This is a genomic window from Mycobacteroides sp. LB1 (assembly GCF_013449725.1).
Lineage (GTDB): Bacteria > Actinomycetota > Actinomycetes > Mycobacteriales > Mycobacteriaceae > Mycobacterium.
The window spans coordinates 381,962-397,602 of record NZ_JACCFF010000004.1 but is presented as its reverse complement, the minus strand read 5'-3'; the positions used below and the strand labels follow the sequence as shown (position 1 = coordinate 397,602).

Here is a 15,641-nt window from a genome sequence, read left to right as displayed (position 1 = left end):
AAAGGAGCACGGAAATGGCGAGCACACTCCACGACACCAAGTCGGACTTGATGGATCGCGCCGAACGCAGCATGGAGACTCACTTCTCCGACTCGGAATGGACAACACGACAGAAGGTCGCGCTCACCTGCCGAGCACTCTTCGACCGCGGGCACGACTCCGGCCTTGCCGGACAAATCACCGCACGCGCCGAGAAACCGGGCACCTTCTACACGCAGCGGCTCGGACTCGGGTTCGACGAGATCACCGAGGAGAACCTGCTTCTCGTCGACGAGGACCTGAACGTTCTCGAGGGATCCGGAATGGCCAACCCCGCCAACCGCTTCCACAGCTGGATCTATCGGGCACGCCCAGATGTGCAGTGCATCGTGCACACCCACCCGTTCCACGTTGCGGCGCTGTCCATGCTGGAGACCCCACTGATCGTGTCCCAGATGGATATCGCACCGTTGTATGACGACTGCGCCTTCCTCCCGGACTGGCCCGGCGTACCCGTCGGAAACGAAGAGGGCGAAATCATCTCAGCCGCGTTGGGAGACAAAAAGGCGATATTGCTCGCCCACCACGGCCATGTCGTCGCCGGCGCCTCCGTTGAAGAATCCTGCTCGTTGGCGGTATTGATCGAACGTGGCGCCAAGCTGCAGCTGGCCGCCATGGCAGCGGGCACCATCGCCCCCCTTCCCGACCGACTGGCCCGTGAGGCTCACGACTGGACGCTGACCCCCAAACGCAGCATCGCCAACTTCGGCTACTACGCCCGTACCGCGTTCGCCAATCACCCTGAGACCCTGAGGAATACCAAATGACGTCCACACCCCAGTTTCACGGAATCATCGCGTACCCCATCACCCCCTTCCTTCTCGATGACACCGTGGACACCGACCGGCTTGCCGAGCTGGTCTCCCGGCTCGCCGAGGACGGAGCCCACGCGATCGCACCATTGGGCAGCACCGGGGAGGCCGCCTACCTTGAGGAACGCGAGTTCGACGCCGTCGTGGACACCACGGTGGCAGCGGTGAACAAGCGGCTGCCCGTGATCGTCGGAGCCTCGGACCTCACCACCGCGAACACCATTCGCCGAGCACGCCACGCCGAGCAGGCCGGGGCCGACGCGGTGATGGTGCTGCCGGTGTCGTATTGGAAGCTCAGTGATCGCGAGATCGCACAGCACTACGCATCCGTCGCGGCAGCCATCGACATCCCGGTGATGGCCTACAACAACCCCGCCACCAGCGGCGTGGACATGAAACCCGAGCTCCTCGTCTCGATGTTCCGCGATATCGACAACTTCACCATGGTCAAGGAGTCGACGGGCGACCTGAGCCGGATGCTCGACATCCAACGACTGAGCGACGCACAGCTCCCCTTCTACAACGGCAGCAACCCGCTGGTGCTCGACGCACTCAACGCGGGTGCATCCGGGTGGTGCACTGCCGCACCGTGTTTGGCTCCCCAGCCGTGCCTGGATCTCTACAGCGCCGTGCGCGACGGCCGCGACGACGAGGCTAAGGCCATCTACGAGGGGCTCAAGCCGCTGCTGCAGTTCATCGTTGCGGGTGGGCTGCCCACCACCGTCAAGGCCGGTCTCGAACTGCAGGGGCGGGCCGTCGGCGACCCGAGGCGCCCGCTACTCCCCCTGGATTCCGAGGGCCGCGAGACGCTACGGGGTATCCTCGCGTCGATATCTTAATGGTAATGGTTATCATTATCATGTGACCTCAGCCGAATCTTCACTCCTGCCCGTAACCGTGCTCTCCGGATTCCTCGGAGCAGGCAAAACCACCCTGCTCAACCACATCCTGGCCAACACCGAGGGACGCCGGGTCGCGGTGATCGTCAACGATATGAGCGAGGTGAATATCGACGCCGCCCTCGTTGCGGGCACCGGATATCTGGACCGCACCGAGGAGCGGCTCGTCGAACTCACCAACGGCTGTATCTGCTGCACGTTGCGCGAGGACTTAATCGAAGCCGTCGGAAACCTGGCCCGGCAGAATCGATTTGACCAGCTGGTCATCGAATCGACCGGCATCTCCGAACCCATGCCGGTCGCGGCGTCGTTCAGCTGGGAGTTCGAGGACGGATCCAGCCTGGGCCGGGTCGCCCGGCTGGACACCATGGTCACGGTCGTCGACGCCGCCACTTTCCTACCCGAATTGGCGCGCGGTGAGGCACTGGCCGACCGCGATATGGCCGCGGCAGACGGAGACGGCCGCTCCATCGCCGAGCTGCTCACCGATCAGGTCGAGTTCGCCGACGTATTGATCCTCAACAAGGTGGATCTGGTGAACGAACGCACCCTCGGGATGGTGGAGACGCTGCTGCGCCGCCTCAATCCGACAGCGACGATCGTGCGGTCCACCGGCGGCATCGTCGACCTCGACCTCGTGCTGCAGACCGGATTGTTCGATCCCGATCTGGCCGCCCAGACACCGGGCTGGGATGAGGAGATCGCCGCCGGGCACGCCCCGGAAACCGAGGAATACGGCATCAGCAGTATGACCTTCCGATCCGACCGCCCGTTCCATCCGCAACGGCTCAATGCCGCGCTGGAGAATCTGCAGGGACTGTTGCGCAGCAAGGGATTCTGCTGGATCGCCAGCCGCCCCGATATCGCCGCGATCTGGTCGCAAGCCGGGCCGAACCTGACCATCGAACCCGCCCAATTCTGGCAGGGCACCGAGATCGCCCCGGGACAGGAGATCGTCTTCATCGGCGTGCGACTGGACCGGCCCCGCGTGCAGCACCTTCTGGAGTCGGCAGTACTCACCGACGACGAGCTCGCCGCCGGTGTGGAGACTTGGCGGGAGTACACCGACCCCCTACCGAGCTGGGGTGTTATGCACGCCCACTAGCGGCGGGCAAGGGCCGCCTTCTTGGCACGGTTCCCGCAGGTATTCATGTTGCACCACCGTCGGTTGTTCGCGCGGGTCGTATCGACATAGAGGCCGTGGCAGTGCTCATCGGAACATGCCTTCACCCGGTCACGATCGGGGCCGCCCAAGGTATAGATGGCGTCGGCGGCGATCACGGACAGGGCATCGGCGGTACTCGCACCCCGCCACCGCACCTCGCCCTTCTCCAACACGCGGTATGGATTTCCGTTTCGGGACAGCGCATTCAACGCCCGAACATCGGCGGCCACAATCTGCCCGCCATCCGCGACGGCCGCCCCCGCACGATGAATGCATTCCCGCAACGCCTTAGCCGCAGTGAGGTCCTCGGCCGTCACCTCATCGGAGAAGTCCAGCCCGCTGGCGTGCAACCACAACCGCAGGCGTCCCGGGTCGGTGAGCCGCTCGATTGCGGCACCTGCACGATCGAAGATGGTCGCGGTGAACCGGAATGCGAGCACCGCGTTGTCCAGCCGGAAAATCGTCCGAATATCCAGCGAGGCACCCTGAGTCATGCGAACCAGTCTAACCGGTTCGACAGATCAGAGGAGTTGATCTACGGTGGAACCACCTAAACCGGTTCGCTTGGAGGAGAGATGTCCGTCAATCACATCGGGATCACCGTTCCCGATATCGCAGCGGCAATCGACTGGTACCGCGAGGTGTTCGGATTCGAATGCATCATGGGCCCACGAGCACTCGAACCCGGACCGGATGGCGAGCACCCGCCTGGACTGGACACCCGTTTCACCAAGGCGCGAATGGCCGGTCTGCAGACCGGAAACGGAGTGGGCGTCGAGCTCTTCGAGTTCATCGATCCCGTGACGGACCCACCACCGGATAGACCCGTCGAGTACACCCGGCGTGGCACCTGGCACCTCTGTCTGACGGTTCCCGATGTGGCGGAGCAGACACGCGCCGTCGCCCGGAGCGGCGGAAGGGTGATCACCGCACCGCGACCGGTCCTCACCGGCAGACCCTGGACGATGTCATATCTCACCGATCCATGGGGCACCGTCATCGAATTGATGAGCCACGACTACACCGAGATCTTCGCCAACTGGCCCACTGAAACAGGAGCACAGCAATGAGCACAATCGCCGTTATTGGACTAGGAGCCATGGGAAAGGCCATGGCCCACAATCTTGTTGCTGCGGGCCACGAGGTCTCGGTATGGAATCGATCTCCCCAACCCGTCCAAGAACTCACCGCCGCAGGCGCCCGCCCGCTCGGGTCGGTCGCGCAGGCATTCGAGTCCGGGGTGGTGTTGTCGATGCTGGCCGATGACCACGCCGTCGCCGAAACCTTCCTCGAATCAGAGGTTCTCGCCGCGGCGCGGGGAGCCCTGCACGTCAACCTGGCCACGGTCAGCACACAGCTGGCCGACCGTGCGGCGGCATTTCACGCCGAGCACGGTGTCGGATACGTCGCCGCTCCGGTGTTCGGGCGGGTCGCCGTCGCGCAGGCCGGGCAGCTGCAGGTGCTGGCGGCAGGTACCGGTGACCACATCGACAGGGCACAAACATTTTTCGATGTCATCGGGGCGCGTACCTGGCGACTGGGCGATGCGCCGCGACAAGCCAACGTCGTCAAGATCATCGGGAACTTCCTCATCGCATCGGCCATCCAGTCGTTGAGCGAGGCCGTCAGCATGGCCGAACGTTCCGGAGTGAACTCCGAACTGCTGGTGGACTTGCTGACCAGCACCCTGTTTCAGGGACCGGCGTACAGCAGCTACGGCAAGCTCATCGCCACCTCCACCTACCAACCCGCCGGGTTCACAACTACCCTGGGCCGCAAGGATGTCGGGCTGGCACTCGATGTTGCGGCGGACACCGGCCTGCGACTGCCGATCGGCGAGGTACTGCGAGCGGTTCTCGATGAGGCGCTGGCCAACGGACAGGCCGAGCTGGACTGGTCGTCCATCGCCGATCTACAGCGGGCGCGCGACGCGACGTGACTATGGCATGATGTCGGCAGGGAAAGCCTCACGTACACAGGCGACTAACGCTCGTTCATACGGAGGTTCCCTGTGGCTATCGATGCATCCCCAACACTGTCGGCGCGGCGTCCGTTCCCCGCCCGTCTAGGGCCGAAAGGCTCTTTGATCTACCGACTTGTGTCCACCACCGATCACAAGTTGATCGGAATCATGTATCTGGTCACATGTTTCGTGTTCTTCATGGTGGGCGGGCTGATGGCGCTGCTCATCCGCGCAGAGCTGACCACCCCGGGTCTGGCATTCCTGTCCAATGAGCAGTACAACCAACTGTTCACGATGCACGGCACGGCGATGCTGCTGTTCTACGCGACGCCCATCGTGTTCGGCTTCGCGAACGTAGTGCTGCCGCTGCAGATCGGCGCACCCGATGTCGCCTTCCCGAGATTGAACGCGTTGTCGTTCTGGCTCTTCCTTTTCGGCGCGCTCATCGCGATGGCGGGATTCATCACTCCCGGTGGTGCGGCAGACTTCGGCTGGACCGCCTACACACCCCTCTCCGACGCCATCCACTCACCGGGAGCCGGTTCTGATCTATGGATCTTGGGCGTCGCGGTAGGCGGTCTGGGCACGATCCTCGGCGCTGTCAACATGATCACCACGGTGGTGTGTATGCGAGCACCTGGCATGGTGATGTTCCGGATGCCGATTTTCACCTGGAACATCCTGGTAGTCAGCGTGTTAGTGCTACTGGTGTTTCCTTTGTTGGCGGCCGCCGCCATCGGATTGGAGGCGGACCGCAGGCTGGGTGCGCACCTGTACGACCCTGCCAACGGTGGTGTCCTGTTGTGGCAGCATCTTTTCTGGTTCTTTGGGCACCCCGAGGTGTATGTGCTCGCACTGCCATTCTTCGGTGTGGTGTCCGAGATCTTCCCGGTGTTCAGCCGCAAGCCGATCTTCGGCTACACCACTCTTGTGTATGCCACATTGGGCATCGGAGCACTGTCCATCGCGGTGTGGGCGCACCACATGTATGCGACGGGAGCTGTACTCCTGCCGTTCTTCTCCTTCATGACGTTCCTGATCGCGGTTCCGACCGGTATCAAGTTCTTCAACTGGATCGGGACCATGTGGAAGGGGCAGTTGACCTTCGAGACGCCGATGCTGTTCTCGATCGGCTTCCTGGTCACCTTCCTGTTCGGCGGCCTGACCGGCGTCCTCCTTGCGGCTCCGCCCATAGACTTCCACGTGACAGACTCGTACTTCGTGGTGGCCCATTTCCACTACACGTTGTTCGGCACCATCGTGTTCGCGACCTACGCCGGTGTCTACTTCTGGTTCCCGAAGATGACGGGTCGCCTGCTCGACGAACGCTTAGGCAAGTTCCACTTCTGGTTGACCTTCATCGGGTTCCACGCCACGTTCCTGGTGCAGCACTGGCTGGGGAACCAAGGCATGCCACGTCGCTACGCCGACTACCTACCGTCCGACGGTTTCACGGAGTTGAACATTGTCTCCACCGTTGGCGCGCTGCTGCTGGGCGCCTCGATGCTGCCGTTCGTATGGAACGTGTTCAAGAGCTACCGGTACGGCGAGGTCGTGACGGTCGACGACCCGTGGGGTTACGGCAACTCCCTGGAGTGGGCCACCAGCTGCCCGCCGCCGCGGCACAACTTCACCGAGCTGCCCCAAATACGTTCGGAGCGGCCCGCATTCGAGCTGCACTATCCGCACATGTCCGAACGCATGCGCGCCGAGTCGCACGTCGGGCACTAGCCCGGTACGTGACCGCCCTCGGGTTCACGCCCGAACACGAAGCGCCGGCCGTTGATCTGCGACGGGATGATCCGAACATAATGCAGCTTCACGGTGGGTATCCACGGGTACAGGCCGGCGCGGTCCGCCTCGTCGATGTCCACAGAGGTGTTGAGTACCTGTGCGGCGCCACGCACGACAACGCTCCAGCCTCCGATGTCGTTGTGATCGTCCGCCTCGAACAGCACCTGATCGCTCACCACGGAGCCGAAGAGCTTGGTGCCCTCTGCGGTTCGGAACAACACAGTGCCGCGCTGGGTAACGAAGTTGATCGGGAAGATCTCGGGTCTGTCGTCGATCACAACCACCAGCCTGCCCAGCGCAACACTCGACAGCAGGGTCCAGCTTTCATACTTGTCGAGCAGGGTCATCGACTTGGATTCGGGCGTCATGACTGGATGATCGCCAGTCATGACGCCCGAGAATAGATCCGAATGTCACCGATCGAGATGACTAAGCGACGAAACCTGTTGTCAGGCAGCGTCCTTATGCTCCTGGTGCGATGTGCCGCTAGCGCGAGCCGGCCTTCTCGCCCTCCTCGAAGACCGCAGACGCGGGTCCCACGATCAGTGGATCCGGCGCACCCAGGACCTTCGCGTCCTTGTTGTCGTAGTCGAACTGCGACAAGACGTGGCGCATCGCCTCTAGCCGGGCACGCTTCTTGTCATTGCTCTTGACCACCGTCCACGGTGCGAATTCGGTGTCGGTGTAGAAGAACATCGCTTCCTTGGCCTCGGTGTAGGCGTCCCACTTATCGAGGGACGCGAGGTCGGTGGGCGAGAGCTTCCAATGGCGAACAGGATCTGTACGTCTGGCCGCAAACCGCGCGAGCTGCTCGTCCCTACTGACTGAGAACCACAGCTTGATCAGATGTGTCCCCGAATTCACCAGCATCCGTTCATATTCCGGAGCCTCACGCAAAAATTCGGCACACTGCGCGGGAGTGCAGTAACCCATGACACGCTCGACGCCCGCCCGGTTGTACCAGGAGCGGTCCATCAACACGATCTCCCCGCCGCTGGGCAGGTGCGCGGTGTAGCGCTGGAAGTACCACTGCGTCTGCTCCACCGAGGTCGGCTTCTCCAGCGCCACCACGCGGGCACCGCGGGGATTGAGGTGTTCGGTGAACCTCTTGATCGATCCACCCTTACCGGCGGCGTCTCGGCCCTCGAAGACGATGCAAATCTTCTCGCCGCGTTCCTTCACCCACAACTGCAGCTTGAGCAGCTCGATCTGCAGCTTGCGTTTGGCCTTCTCGTACTCCTTGCGGCTGAGCTTTTCGTCGTAGGGATAGCCCTGCTTCCAGGCATCCTTGGCCTCTTTGTCGCGTTTGATCCCGCCACGCAGGCTTGCCAGCTCATCGAGTTCTGCGGCGTAGTCCACCGTGACCGAAGCGTTGTGCTTGTCTTCATCACCCATGGATGAAGCATCCCACGTGGGCACAAAGTCCCACTTGGGAAACCCTGACGCCAGTTAGGCTAAGCGGCCCGCCAAACGGGGCGGAATCAGGCGCATGATCAACGTCACCGGTGCCCACGGCCAGCGCGGCACCGCGGCACGGCCGGGCTCCCTTTCAATGGCATCCACCATCGCCGTCACGCCGGTCAGCGTGTCGACCATCATCGGCGTGGTGGGCGACTTGGCGCTCAGATCGGTCTGAATGTAACCGGGCTCGATGGTGCTTACTTTGATTGGGCCGGTGGCATATTCGGCGCGCAGCGACTCCCCCAACGAGGAAAGTCCAGCCTTGCTGGCCGCGTAGGCGGCCTTGGTACCGGGCAGCCCCTTGGCGGCCGTCACCGATGAGATGAGAACAAGGTGCCCTGCATTCTGTTCCTTGAACAGTGCCAGCGCCGCCTCGATCTGCACCAGTGCACCAATGAGATTGGTTTCGATGGTCTGGATATTGGCCCATGACTTGCCACCTCCCAGATGCCAGCCCTTGGCGATACCGGCGTTCACCACCACGCGGTCCAGGCCACCGAGCTCATCGCGCAGCTCGCCGAAGACCACCGGCACAGCGTCGTGGTCGGTGACGTCCAGCGTCCGCACGGCGACCTTGATTCCCGGGTTGGCCGCCAGCAGCTCCGCCTTGAGTTCTTCCAGTGCCTCGGCGCGGCGGGCGCACAGGGCCAGATCGCGTCCCTTCGCGGCGAACTGACGGGCCATCTCGGCGCCCAGGCCGGAACTCGCCCCGGTGATGAGTATCTTCTGTCGCGTCACGTGGTCACCTTATTTGAGGAGCCGCGAGAGACGACGGTCGGCCAGCACTTTGCCGCCGGTCTGACACGTCGGGCAGTACTGGAACGATTTGTCGGCGAACGACACCTCGCGCACCACGTCACCGCATACCGGGCAGGGCATCCCTGTTCGGGCATGCACCCGCAAACCAGATCGCTTCTCCCCCTTGAGAGTCGCCGCCTGTTGCCCCACACTGCGCTGCACCGCGTCGGCCAGGACCGACTGCATCGCCTCATACAACGCCGTCAGTTGGCCCTCCGTGAGCGCCTTTCCGCTAGCGAAAGGGGACAGCTTAGCCACGTGCAGGATCTCGTCGCTGTAGGCGTTTCCGATCCCGGCGATCACCCGTTGGTCGGTGATCACATTCTTCAGGCGCGCGCTGGTACCGGACAGGATGTCGGCCAATCCGTCGGCGGTCAGCGAGAGGGCGTCGGGCCCCAATGAGGCGATCTGCGGAACCTCGGACGGGTCGTCAACAATCCATACCGCCAGCCGCTTCTGGGTACCGGCTTCGGTGAGATCGAATCCCGCTGCATCACCTGGTGTTCCGAGGTGTACCCGTAGCGCTATCGGACCCTTACCCGGTTTCAGCGGCGCCGCAGCCAGCTTGTCGGACCAGCGCAGCCAGCCGGCCCGCGACAGATGCGTGATGAGGTACAGGTTTCCGGCCTGCAGGCCCAGGTACTTGCCCCAGCGCGTCGCACCCGTCACCGTCAGGCCATACAGGGCGGTGATCGGCGGATCGAATGTCTTGAGTACCGAGAACGCCGAGACGTCGATGCGGCCGATAGTGGCCCCGGTGGCGCGGCGACGCAGGTGATCGGCGAGCGCCTCGACCTCCGGTAGTTCGGGCATGGGGTCAGTCTGCCCCTACTCGCCGACACTCCGCAGCAGGTAGGTGTCCATGATCCAGCCGTGTTCGGCCCGAGCCGCGGCACGAACTTCGGCGATCCGGGCGCCCACCTTCCCGACCGTCCCAGATACCAGCAGTTCGTGCTCGGTGCCCAGGTAGGCGCCCCACCAGATCTGCGTGGACGGATCCAGCTGCCGGAACGCACAATCTCCGTCGAGCATCACCACCACGGTTCCTGCGCGGGGCCATTCGTCCAGCAGCCGCCGCCCCGTCGTGATGAGCACCGGTTCTCCGATGCCGTTCAGCACAATCCTGTGCCGGGCGGTCAGCGCGGAAATCGCCGTGATACCCGGCAGCACGTCGTATTCGAATGCGTTCGGATCGTCAGCCAGGATCGCGTCGAGAATCCTCAGCGTGCTGTCGTAGAGGGACGGATCACCCCACGCGAGAAACGCTCCGGTACCACCTTCGGCCAGTTCAGAAGCAATTGCCTTGCCCCACAAGACAGCCCGCTCGGTGTGCCACTGCCGCACCACACCGCGGTACTCGCCCCTACCGCGCACCGGATCGGCCAGCTCAACGAAACGATAGTCAGGGTCGGCGACGTACCGTTCACAGATGTGGCGGCGCAGTTCGACCAGATCGCCCTTGGTGTCGCCCTTGTCGGCGACAAAGAAGACGTCGACCTCATTGAGCGCCGCGATTGCCTGCACGGTCAGGTACTCGGGATGGCCTGCGCCGATCCCGATGACGCGAATCCGTCGCATTCAGACCTAGGAAGCAGCCGACTTGGAGGCCAACACCGGTGAGATCTCCTGATCGGTAATGACTGAGACGGTGAGCAGATCGCCGATGAAAGCGCCCAACTGCTCGTCGCTCTGCGTCTCCACGACACCGGGGGTCACCAGCAGCGAGGCCGCGATCCGGAAGCTCCATTCGGCGGCGGCCTTGACGTTGATGACGGCGAGCTGTTCCTCGGTGAGTAGCTTGCGGAAGTACGGAGCCAGCAACACGGCGGTCTGGTCGATGAACGGGCGGGCCTTCACCGTCAGGTACGGCAACACCTGCTCGGGGTTCTCCTTCAGGCCCTTCTGCAGCAACGGGTGGTGGCGACCATGCTGGACGATGCGCACGATGGCGTCGATGAACCCGGTACGAGGACTCTTGGCGGTCGCGAAGACGGGCTCCAGTATTTCCCCAAACCGAAGAAACTCGCGGTGGAATAGTGCCTCGATGATCGCGGCCTGGTCCCCCACATGCTTATAGACGGTGGGCCTCGACAGACCGGCCTTCTTGGCGATCAGTGCATGCAAACGGGCTTCGTACCCATGTTCCAGCAAGCATTCTTCAGCGGCATCGAGGATGCGGCGGCGAATCTCGCCGTGGTCGCGGGTACGGCCGCGATGGCTCGATCGGCTCACTTTCATCGGTGCCTTCCTTCATGCGCCACGCCATTTACGTGGTACTTCGCGTCTCACTTGACGCCTCAACCTGCAACGTTTACGTTTGACATCTTAACGGAAAGGACGGTCGACGGTGACTGCCACCCTTAATAACGGGTCAGCTCGGACCCCAAACCGGGAGGAATACTCCGACCGGTTGCTCAAAGGCTCGGTACGCCGGTCTTACCAGCCAATGGTCGACCTGGACTGGGACGCACCGTTAGATCCCGACAAATACTTCCTTCCCCCGAAGGCAATTTCGCTCTACGGCACCGACATCTGGAACAACATGTCTCGCGCCGAACAGATTGAGCTGTCTAAGCACGAGATGGCCAACGTCCTGTCTGTCGGCATCTGGTTCGAGAACATTCTCAATCAGAGCCTGCTGCGCGCTCTCATGCATGCCAACCCGAGCAGCAACGAGACTTTTTACTCGCTGACCGAGATCGGTGACGAGACCCGGCACATGACGATGTTCGGCAAGGCGATATCGCAAGCCGGGATTGAGCCCTACCGACTGCCGCTCTACCAGCGGTGGCTGGCCAACGCCCTGCCGCTGGTCCTCAAGGGTCCCATGCTGTGGGTGGCCGCGCTGATCGGCGAGGAGATCTTCGACGCCATCCAGCGCGAGATGATGGACGATCCAGAACTGCAACCAATGGTCGCGCGGCTCATGCGAATTCACGTCACCGAGGAAGCTCGGCACATCCAGTTCGCCCGCGACGGCCTACGCCAGCGTATTGACAAACTGCCGCGGTACGCGCGCTTCATCGTCCGGCATGTCAACGGCTTCGGCGGCCCCATCTTCATGTACCTGTTCACGAATCCGAGGATGTACCGCAATGTCGGGTTACCCGGATATCAAACCCAGAAGATCGCGTTCCGCAACGAGAGCTTCCGCGCGACACAACAGCTCGGCTTCGCACCGCTGTACAAGTTCCTCACTGATATCGGGCTGATGGGCGGAACTTCACGCTGGCTGTGGCGCAAAGCGAAGTTCGTCGCCTGATGGAAGACGACGAGGTCTTCGACGGCACCGCAACGATCACCGCCGGGGAGTTCACCGTGGAGTCCCGGGTCCGGCTGATGAGTTTCTTCAACCCACTGGACGGCAAGTTCCATTGGCAGGGAACGATTTATGCCAAGCCCGAGGGTGGCGAGCTCAGGGGCGGGACGCAGGTGGTCATCGCCATCGGTGCGACCAGCGCCCAGGGACGGATCACCGAGCAGACCCCGTGGGGCCACTTCTCGGTGGCAGGAGTCGGCGCACCGCCGTATCCGCTAGCCGAGATCGAGCTCGACGTCGCCAACTGATTTGTCGGTACGCAGGCCACGCCAGCTGGAATGCTTCAGAATCCCTCCCGGCGTGCGGTCCCCGTAGCGGACCTCGGCCACCAGGACCGGCTCGACGAACTGCACGTTCTTGGCCTCGACCGCGGAAAGCGATGCGCTGAAAGGCGATTCATCGCGGTGCAACGGTTCTAACCGCTCCTTGAGAGAAGCCAGTTCCTTCTCGGTGAACCCGGTGCCCACCCGGCCTGCATAACGCAGTCCGCTCTCGTCCGGTATCCCCATGAGCAGGGCTCCGATCCCGCTGCTGCGTCCGCCTTGCCCCGTGCGCCAGCCACCGATGACGATCTCCTGGCTGCTCCAGTTCTTCGCCTTGATCCACGACTGGGTGCGGCCAGGAGCGTAGGTGGAATCCAGCCTCTTCGCGACAACGCCCTCCCATCCCTGGGCGTGTGAATGCGCAAGTGCCCCGCTGCCGTCGCCGTTCAGTTTCTCCGGAACGGTCATCGACTCGGTACCGGCACCCAACACGTCGAGCAGTCGACGCCGGTCATGATACTTGGTGCGCAGCAAGGATTTTCCGTCCAGATACAGCAAATCGAAGGCCCAGAACTCCGTCTGCGTGCCCGACGTCCGGTGCTGCAGCAGCGAGAAGCTTGGCAGCCCTTTCGGGTCCAGCACAACAACCTCCCCATCCAGAACCACACGGTGTTCGGCCAATTCGAGGGCTAGCCGCTGCAATGCCGGGAACTCCGCGGTGACATCACGCCCGCTGCGCGCGAGTGCCCGCAGCTGCCCGTGGTCACATTCGAGGATGAGCCGGTAGCCGTCCCACTTGCCCTCGAAGGCCCACTCATCGGCAGCCAGGCCCGCGACGGATCCGGTGCTCGGCAGCATGGGCGCGAGGCCCACCGGCATCGTGGTCGGTGATCGCTGATCCTTCATCCGGTGGGCCAGCCATTGCTTGCCGTTGGTTCGGATCAGTGCGTACCGCCCAGAGATTCGCTTACCGTGCAGGGTGACGATGACCTCCCCCTTGGACATGCCGTCGGCGCCTGCGTCGTCGCGGGGATCGATGAACTTCTCAGTGTCGTAGGTGCCCGAGTCCCAAATGGTCACTTCGCCGGCCCCGTACTCCCCCTTCGGAATGACGCCCTCGAAGGTGCCGTATTCCAGCGGGTGGTCCTCGGTATGCACCGCCAGATGATTGACCGACGGTTCCATGGGCAGATTCTTGGGAACGGCCCACGAGACCAGCACACCGTCGCGCTCCAACCGGAAATCGTAGTGCAGCGCCGTGGCGTGATGCTCCTGAATGACAAACGAATTATTCTGACTTGCTTCGGGTTTGAAGGCAGGAATGGGCTCGGGGGTGCGCGCGGGGTCGCGCATGCTGCGGTAGGCGGACAGCCTGTCCTCGATGATCTCGACGTCGTCGAGCCCGGCCAACAAGTCACCGTCGCGCTCGGCACGTGCCAGCACCTCGTCGAACCGCAACTGGCGCAGATCCGGATCGTCCAACTCCTCCCAGGTGCGCGGCGCGGCAACGGTCGGCGTCTCGCGGCCACGCAGCGAGTACGGGGCCACCGTCGTTTTGGAACCGCTGTTCTGACTCCAGTCCACGAAAACCTTGCCCGCACGCAGTTGACGTGTCATGGTCGCGGTCACCAGGTCCGGCATCTCCTGTTCCAGCTGAACCGCGACCTTCTTCGCGACAGCCACCGCACCGGATGAGCTGACCGGTTGCGCCAGCGGCACATACAGGTGAATGCCCTTGCTCCCACTGGTCAACGGGTAGGTCGTCAGGCCGATATCGTCGAGCACATCACGCACCGCACGGGCGACTTTCGCCAGCTGCGGCATGCTCACTCCCTCGCCGGGGTCCAGATCGAAGACCAATCGAGAAGCAGGACCAGGATTTTCGCCGACGAAACGCCACTGCGGCACGTGCACCTCCAGTGCCGCCTGCTGAGCGATCCACGCCAGCGCAACCGAGGTATCGATCAACGGATAGGCGACGTACCGGGACTTGTGCTCGATGCGCCGCCGCGGCAGCCAATCGGGCGCCGATGAAGCCAGGTCCTTCTCGAAGAATGACGGCTGGTCAACCCCATTGGGCCACCGTTTGCGGGTGACCGGACGCCCGGCGACATGCGGCAGCATGAACGATGCGATCGCGGTGTAGTAGCCGAAGACATCCGCCTTGGTAACGGCCGCAGTGGTCCCGGTTTCCGGGTACAGCACCTTTTCCGCATTGGTGAGACGCACAGAGGGGCCCGAATCTGGCGCCGATGAGCCGCTTGCGCGAAGAGAATCGGGCCTGGTGGGCCATACTTGGGGTATGCGTTCCATCTGGAAGGGCTCCCTCGCCTTCGGGCTGGTGAACGTCCCTGTCAAGGTATACAGCGCGACCGAGGACCATGACCTCAAGTTCCATCAGGTCCACAACAAGGACAACGGTCGGATCCGCTACAAACGCACCTGCGAAGAATGCGGCGAGGTCGTCGAGTTCCGGGATATCAACAAGGCCTACGAGGCCGAGGACGGCCGCACGGTCATCATCACCGACGAGGATATGGCGAGCCTGCCCGCCGAGTCGAGCCGCGAGATCGAGGTGCTGGAGTTCGTGCCCCTGGCCGAGCTGGATCCGCTGATGTACGACAAGAGCTATTACCTGGAGCCCGACAGCAAGTCATCGAAATCCTATGTGCTGCTGGCACAGACGCTGGCGCAGACCGAACGGGTAGCGATCGTGCATTTCGCGCTGCGTAACAAGACTCGGCTGGCGGCATTGCGGGTCAAGGACTTTGGTAAACGTCAGGTGATGATCATCCACACCCTGCTGTGGCCGGACGAGATTCGCGAGCCCGACTTCCCGGTGTTGGACAACGAAGTCACCATCAAACCGGCCGAACTGTCGATGGCCGGGCAGGTGGTGGAGTCGATGGCCGACGATTTCGACCCGAGCCGATACAACGACACCTATCAGTCGCAGCTGCTGGAGATGGTGGAGGCCAAACTCGAAGGTGGCGAGGCGTTCACCAAGGAGGATGCGCCCACCGAACTCGACGCCACCGATGTCTCGGATCTATTGGCCGCGCTGGAAGCCAGCGTCAAGAAGCGGCAGGCAGAAAAGGCCAGCACCAACTAATCACCGAGCGCGGGGC

The 15,641-nt window shown here is 62.9% G+C and carries 17 protein-coding genes; 9 read left to right on the top strand and 8 right to left on the bottom strand.

Going from position 1 to position 15,641, the window contains the following annotated elements:
- Window positions 1-14: 14 nt before the first annotated feature.
- Genes MLB1_RS18095 through MLB1_RS18085 form a run of 3 tightly spaced genes read left to right on the top strand, consistent with a single transcriptional unit; the run spans window position 15 to window position 2,855 of the window.
- Window positions 15-806: an aldolase gene (locus tag MLB1_RS18095; RefSeq protein ID WP_180751212.1), complete on the top strand. Its 792-nt coding sequence runs from the start codon at window positions 15-17 to the stop codon at window positions 804-806.
- Window positions 803-1,690, top strand: coding sequence for a dihydrodipicolinate synthase family protein (locus MLB1_RS18090; protein ID WP_180751211.1), 888 nt, complete (start codon window positions 803-805; stop codon window positions 1,688-1,690). The genes MLB1_RS18095 and MLB1_RS18090 overlap by 4 nt, the downstream gene beginning before the upstream one ends.
- Window positions 1,691-1,748: 58 nt before the next feature.
- Entirely contained in the window at window positions 1,749-2,855 is a 1,107-nt protein-coding gene (locus tag MLB1_RS18085; RefSeq protein ID WP_371750649.1) for a GTP-binding protein, read from the top strand.
- Here the strand turns inward: MLB1_RS18085 and MLB1_RS18080 are convergent.
- Complete coding sequence (locus tag MLB1_RS18080) at window positions 2,852-3,409, bottom strand: ABATE domain-containing protein (protein ID WP_180751209.1); 558 nt, start codon at window positions 3,407-3,409, stop codon at window positions 2,852-2,854. The genes MLB1_RS18085 and MLB1_RS18080 overlap by 4 nt on opposite strands.
- An 81-nt stretch (window positions 3,410-3,490) precedes the next feature.
- On the opposite strand from MLB1_RS18080, the gene MLB1_RS18075 reads away from it, so the two are divergent.
- The 3 genes from MLB1_RS18075 (at window position 3,491) to ctaD (ending at window position 6,609) form a co-directional block, all read left to right on the top strand.
- Complete coding sequence (locus MLB1_RS18075) at window positions 3,491-3,985, top strand: VOC family protein (protein WP_180751208.1); 495 nt, start codon at window positions 3,491-3,493, stop codon at window positions 3,983-3,985.
- Window positions 3,982-4,854, top strand: coding sequence for an NAD(P)-dependent oxidoreductase (locus tag MLB1_RS18070; RefSeq protein WP_180751207.1), 873 nt, complete (start codon window positions 3,982-3,984; stop codon window positions 4,852-4,854). Before MLB1_RS18075 ends, MLB1_RS18070 begins: the two co-directional genes overlap by 4 nt.
- Before the next feature lie 72 nt (window positions 4,855-4,926).
- A complete protein-coding gene (gene ctaD, locus MLB1_RS18065) occupies window positions 4,927-6,609 on the top strand; it encodes a cytochrome c oxidase subunit I (protein ID WP_180751206.1) in 1,683 nt (560 codons plus the stop codon).
- On the opposite strand, the gene MLB1_RS18060 is transcribed toward ctaD, so the two are convergent.
- The 6 genes from MLB1_RS18060 to MLB1_RS18035 all read right to left on the bottom strand — a co-directional run bounded on the left by MLB1_RS18060 (window position 6,606) and on the right by MLB1_RS18035 (window position 11,169).
- The gene (locus MLB1_RS18060) at window positions 6,606-7,040 is read right to left on the bottom strand and encodes a pyridoxamine 5'-phosphate oxidase family protein (protein ID WP_180751205.1); all 435 of its coding nucleotides are present in this window, start codon (window positions 7,038-7,040) and stop codon (window positions 6,606-6,608) included. The two genes, ctaD and MLB1_RS18060, sit on opposite strands and share 4 nt — an antisense overlap.
- 118 nt (window positions 7,041-7,158) lie before the next feature.
- A complete protein-coding gene (gene ppk2 / locus MLB1_RS18055; protein WP_180751204.1) occupies window positions 7,159-8,067 on the bottom strand; it encodes a polyphosphate kinase 2 in 909 nt (302 codons plus the stop codon).
- Window positions 8,068-8,121: 54 nt separating this feature from the next.
- Window positions 8,122-8,871 (bottom strand): SDR family oxidoreductase, encoded by a 750-nt coding sequence (locus tag MLB1_RS18050; RefSeq protein WP_180751203.1) that lies wholly within the window; start codon window positions 8,869-8,871, stop codon window positions 8,122-8,124.
- A gap of 9 nt (window positions 8,872-8,880) precedes the next feature.
- Window positions 8,881-9,744 carry an Fpg/Nei family DNA glycosylase gene (locus MLB1_RS18045; protein WP_180751202.1) on the bottom strand — a complete coding sequence of 288 codons (864 nt, stop codon included), beginning with the start codon at window positions 9,742-9,744 and terminating at the stop codon, window positions 8,881-8,883.
- A gap of 15 nt (window positions 9,745-9,759) precedes the next feature.
- A complete protein-coding gene (cobF, locus tag MLB1_RS18040; RefSeq protein WP_180751201.1) occupies window positions 9,760-10,509 on the bottom strand; it encodes a precorrin-6A synthase (deacetylating) in 750 nt (249 codons plus the stop codon).
- 6 nt (window positions 10,510-10,515) lie between these two features.
- Window positions 10,516-11,169, bottom strand: a complete 654-nt coding sequence (locus MLB1_RS18035; RefSeq protein ID WP_180751200.1) for a TetR/AcrR family transcriptional regulator — start codon at window positions 11,167-11,169, stop codon at window positions 10,516-10,518.
- Window positions 11,170-11,278: 109 nt separating this feature from the next.
- Here MLB1_RS18035 and MLB1_RS18030 point away from each other — a divergent pair, with 109 nt between their 5' ends.
- Together MLB1_RS18030 and MLB1_RS18025 are read left to right on the top strand one after the other, a co-directional pair.
- Window positions 11,279-12,193 carry a diiron oxygenase gene (locus tag MLB1_RS18030; protein WP_180751199.1) on the top strand — a complete coding sequence of 305 codons (915 nt, stop codon included), beginning with the start codon at window positions 11,279-11,281 and terminating at the stop codon, window positions 12,191-12,193.
- Window positions 12,193-12,498: a DUF4873 domain-containing protein gene (locus MLB1_RS18025; protein WP_180751198.1), complete on the top strand. Its 306-nt coding sequence runs from the start codon at window positions 12,193-12,195 to the stop codon at window positions 12,496-12,498. The genes MLB1_RS18030 and MLB1_RS18025 overlap by 1 nt, the downstream gene beginning before the upstream one ends.
- On the opposite strand, the gene MLB1_RS18020 is transcribed toward MLB1_RS18025, so the two are convergent.
- Complete coding sequence (locus MLB1_RS18020) at window positions 12,466-14,826, bottom strand: ATP-dependent DNA ligase (protein ID WP_180751197.1); 2,361 nt, start codon at window positions 14,824-14,826, stop codon at window positions 12,466-12,468. The two genes, MLB1_RS18025 and MLB1_RS18020, sit on opposite strands and share 33 nt — an antisense overlap.
- Here MLB1_RS18020 and MLB1_RS18015 point away from each other — a divergent pair.
- Window positions 14,816-15,625 (top strand): Ku protein, encoded by an 810-nt coding sequence (locus tag MLB1_RS18015; RefSeq protein ID WP_180751196.1) that lies wholly within the window; start codon window positions 14,816-14,818, stop codon window positions 15,623-15,625. The two genes, MLB1_RS18020 and MLB1_RS18015, sit on opposite strands and share 11 nt — an antisense overlap.
- Window positions 15,626-15,641 lie beyond the last annotated feature (16 nt).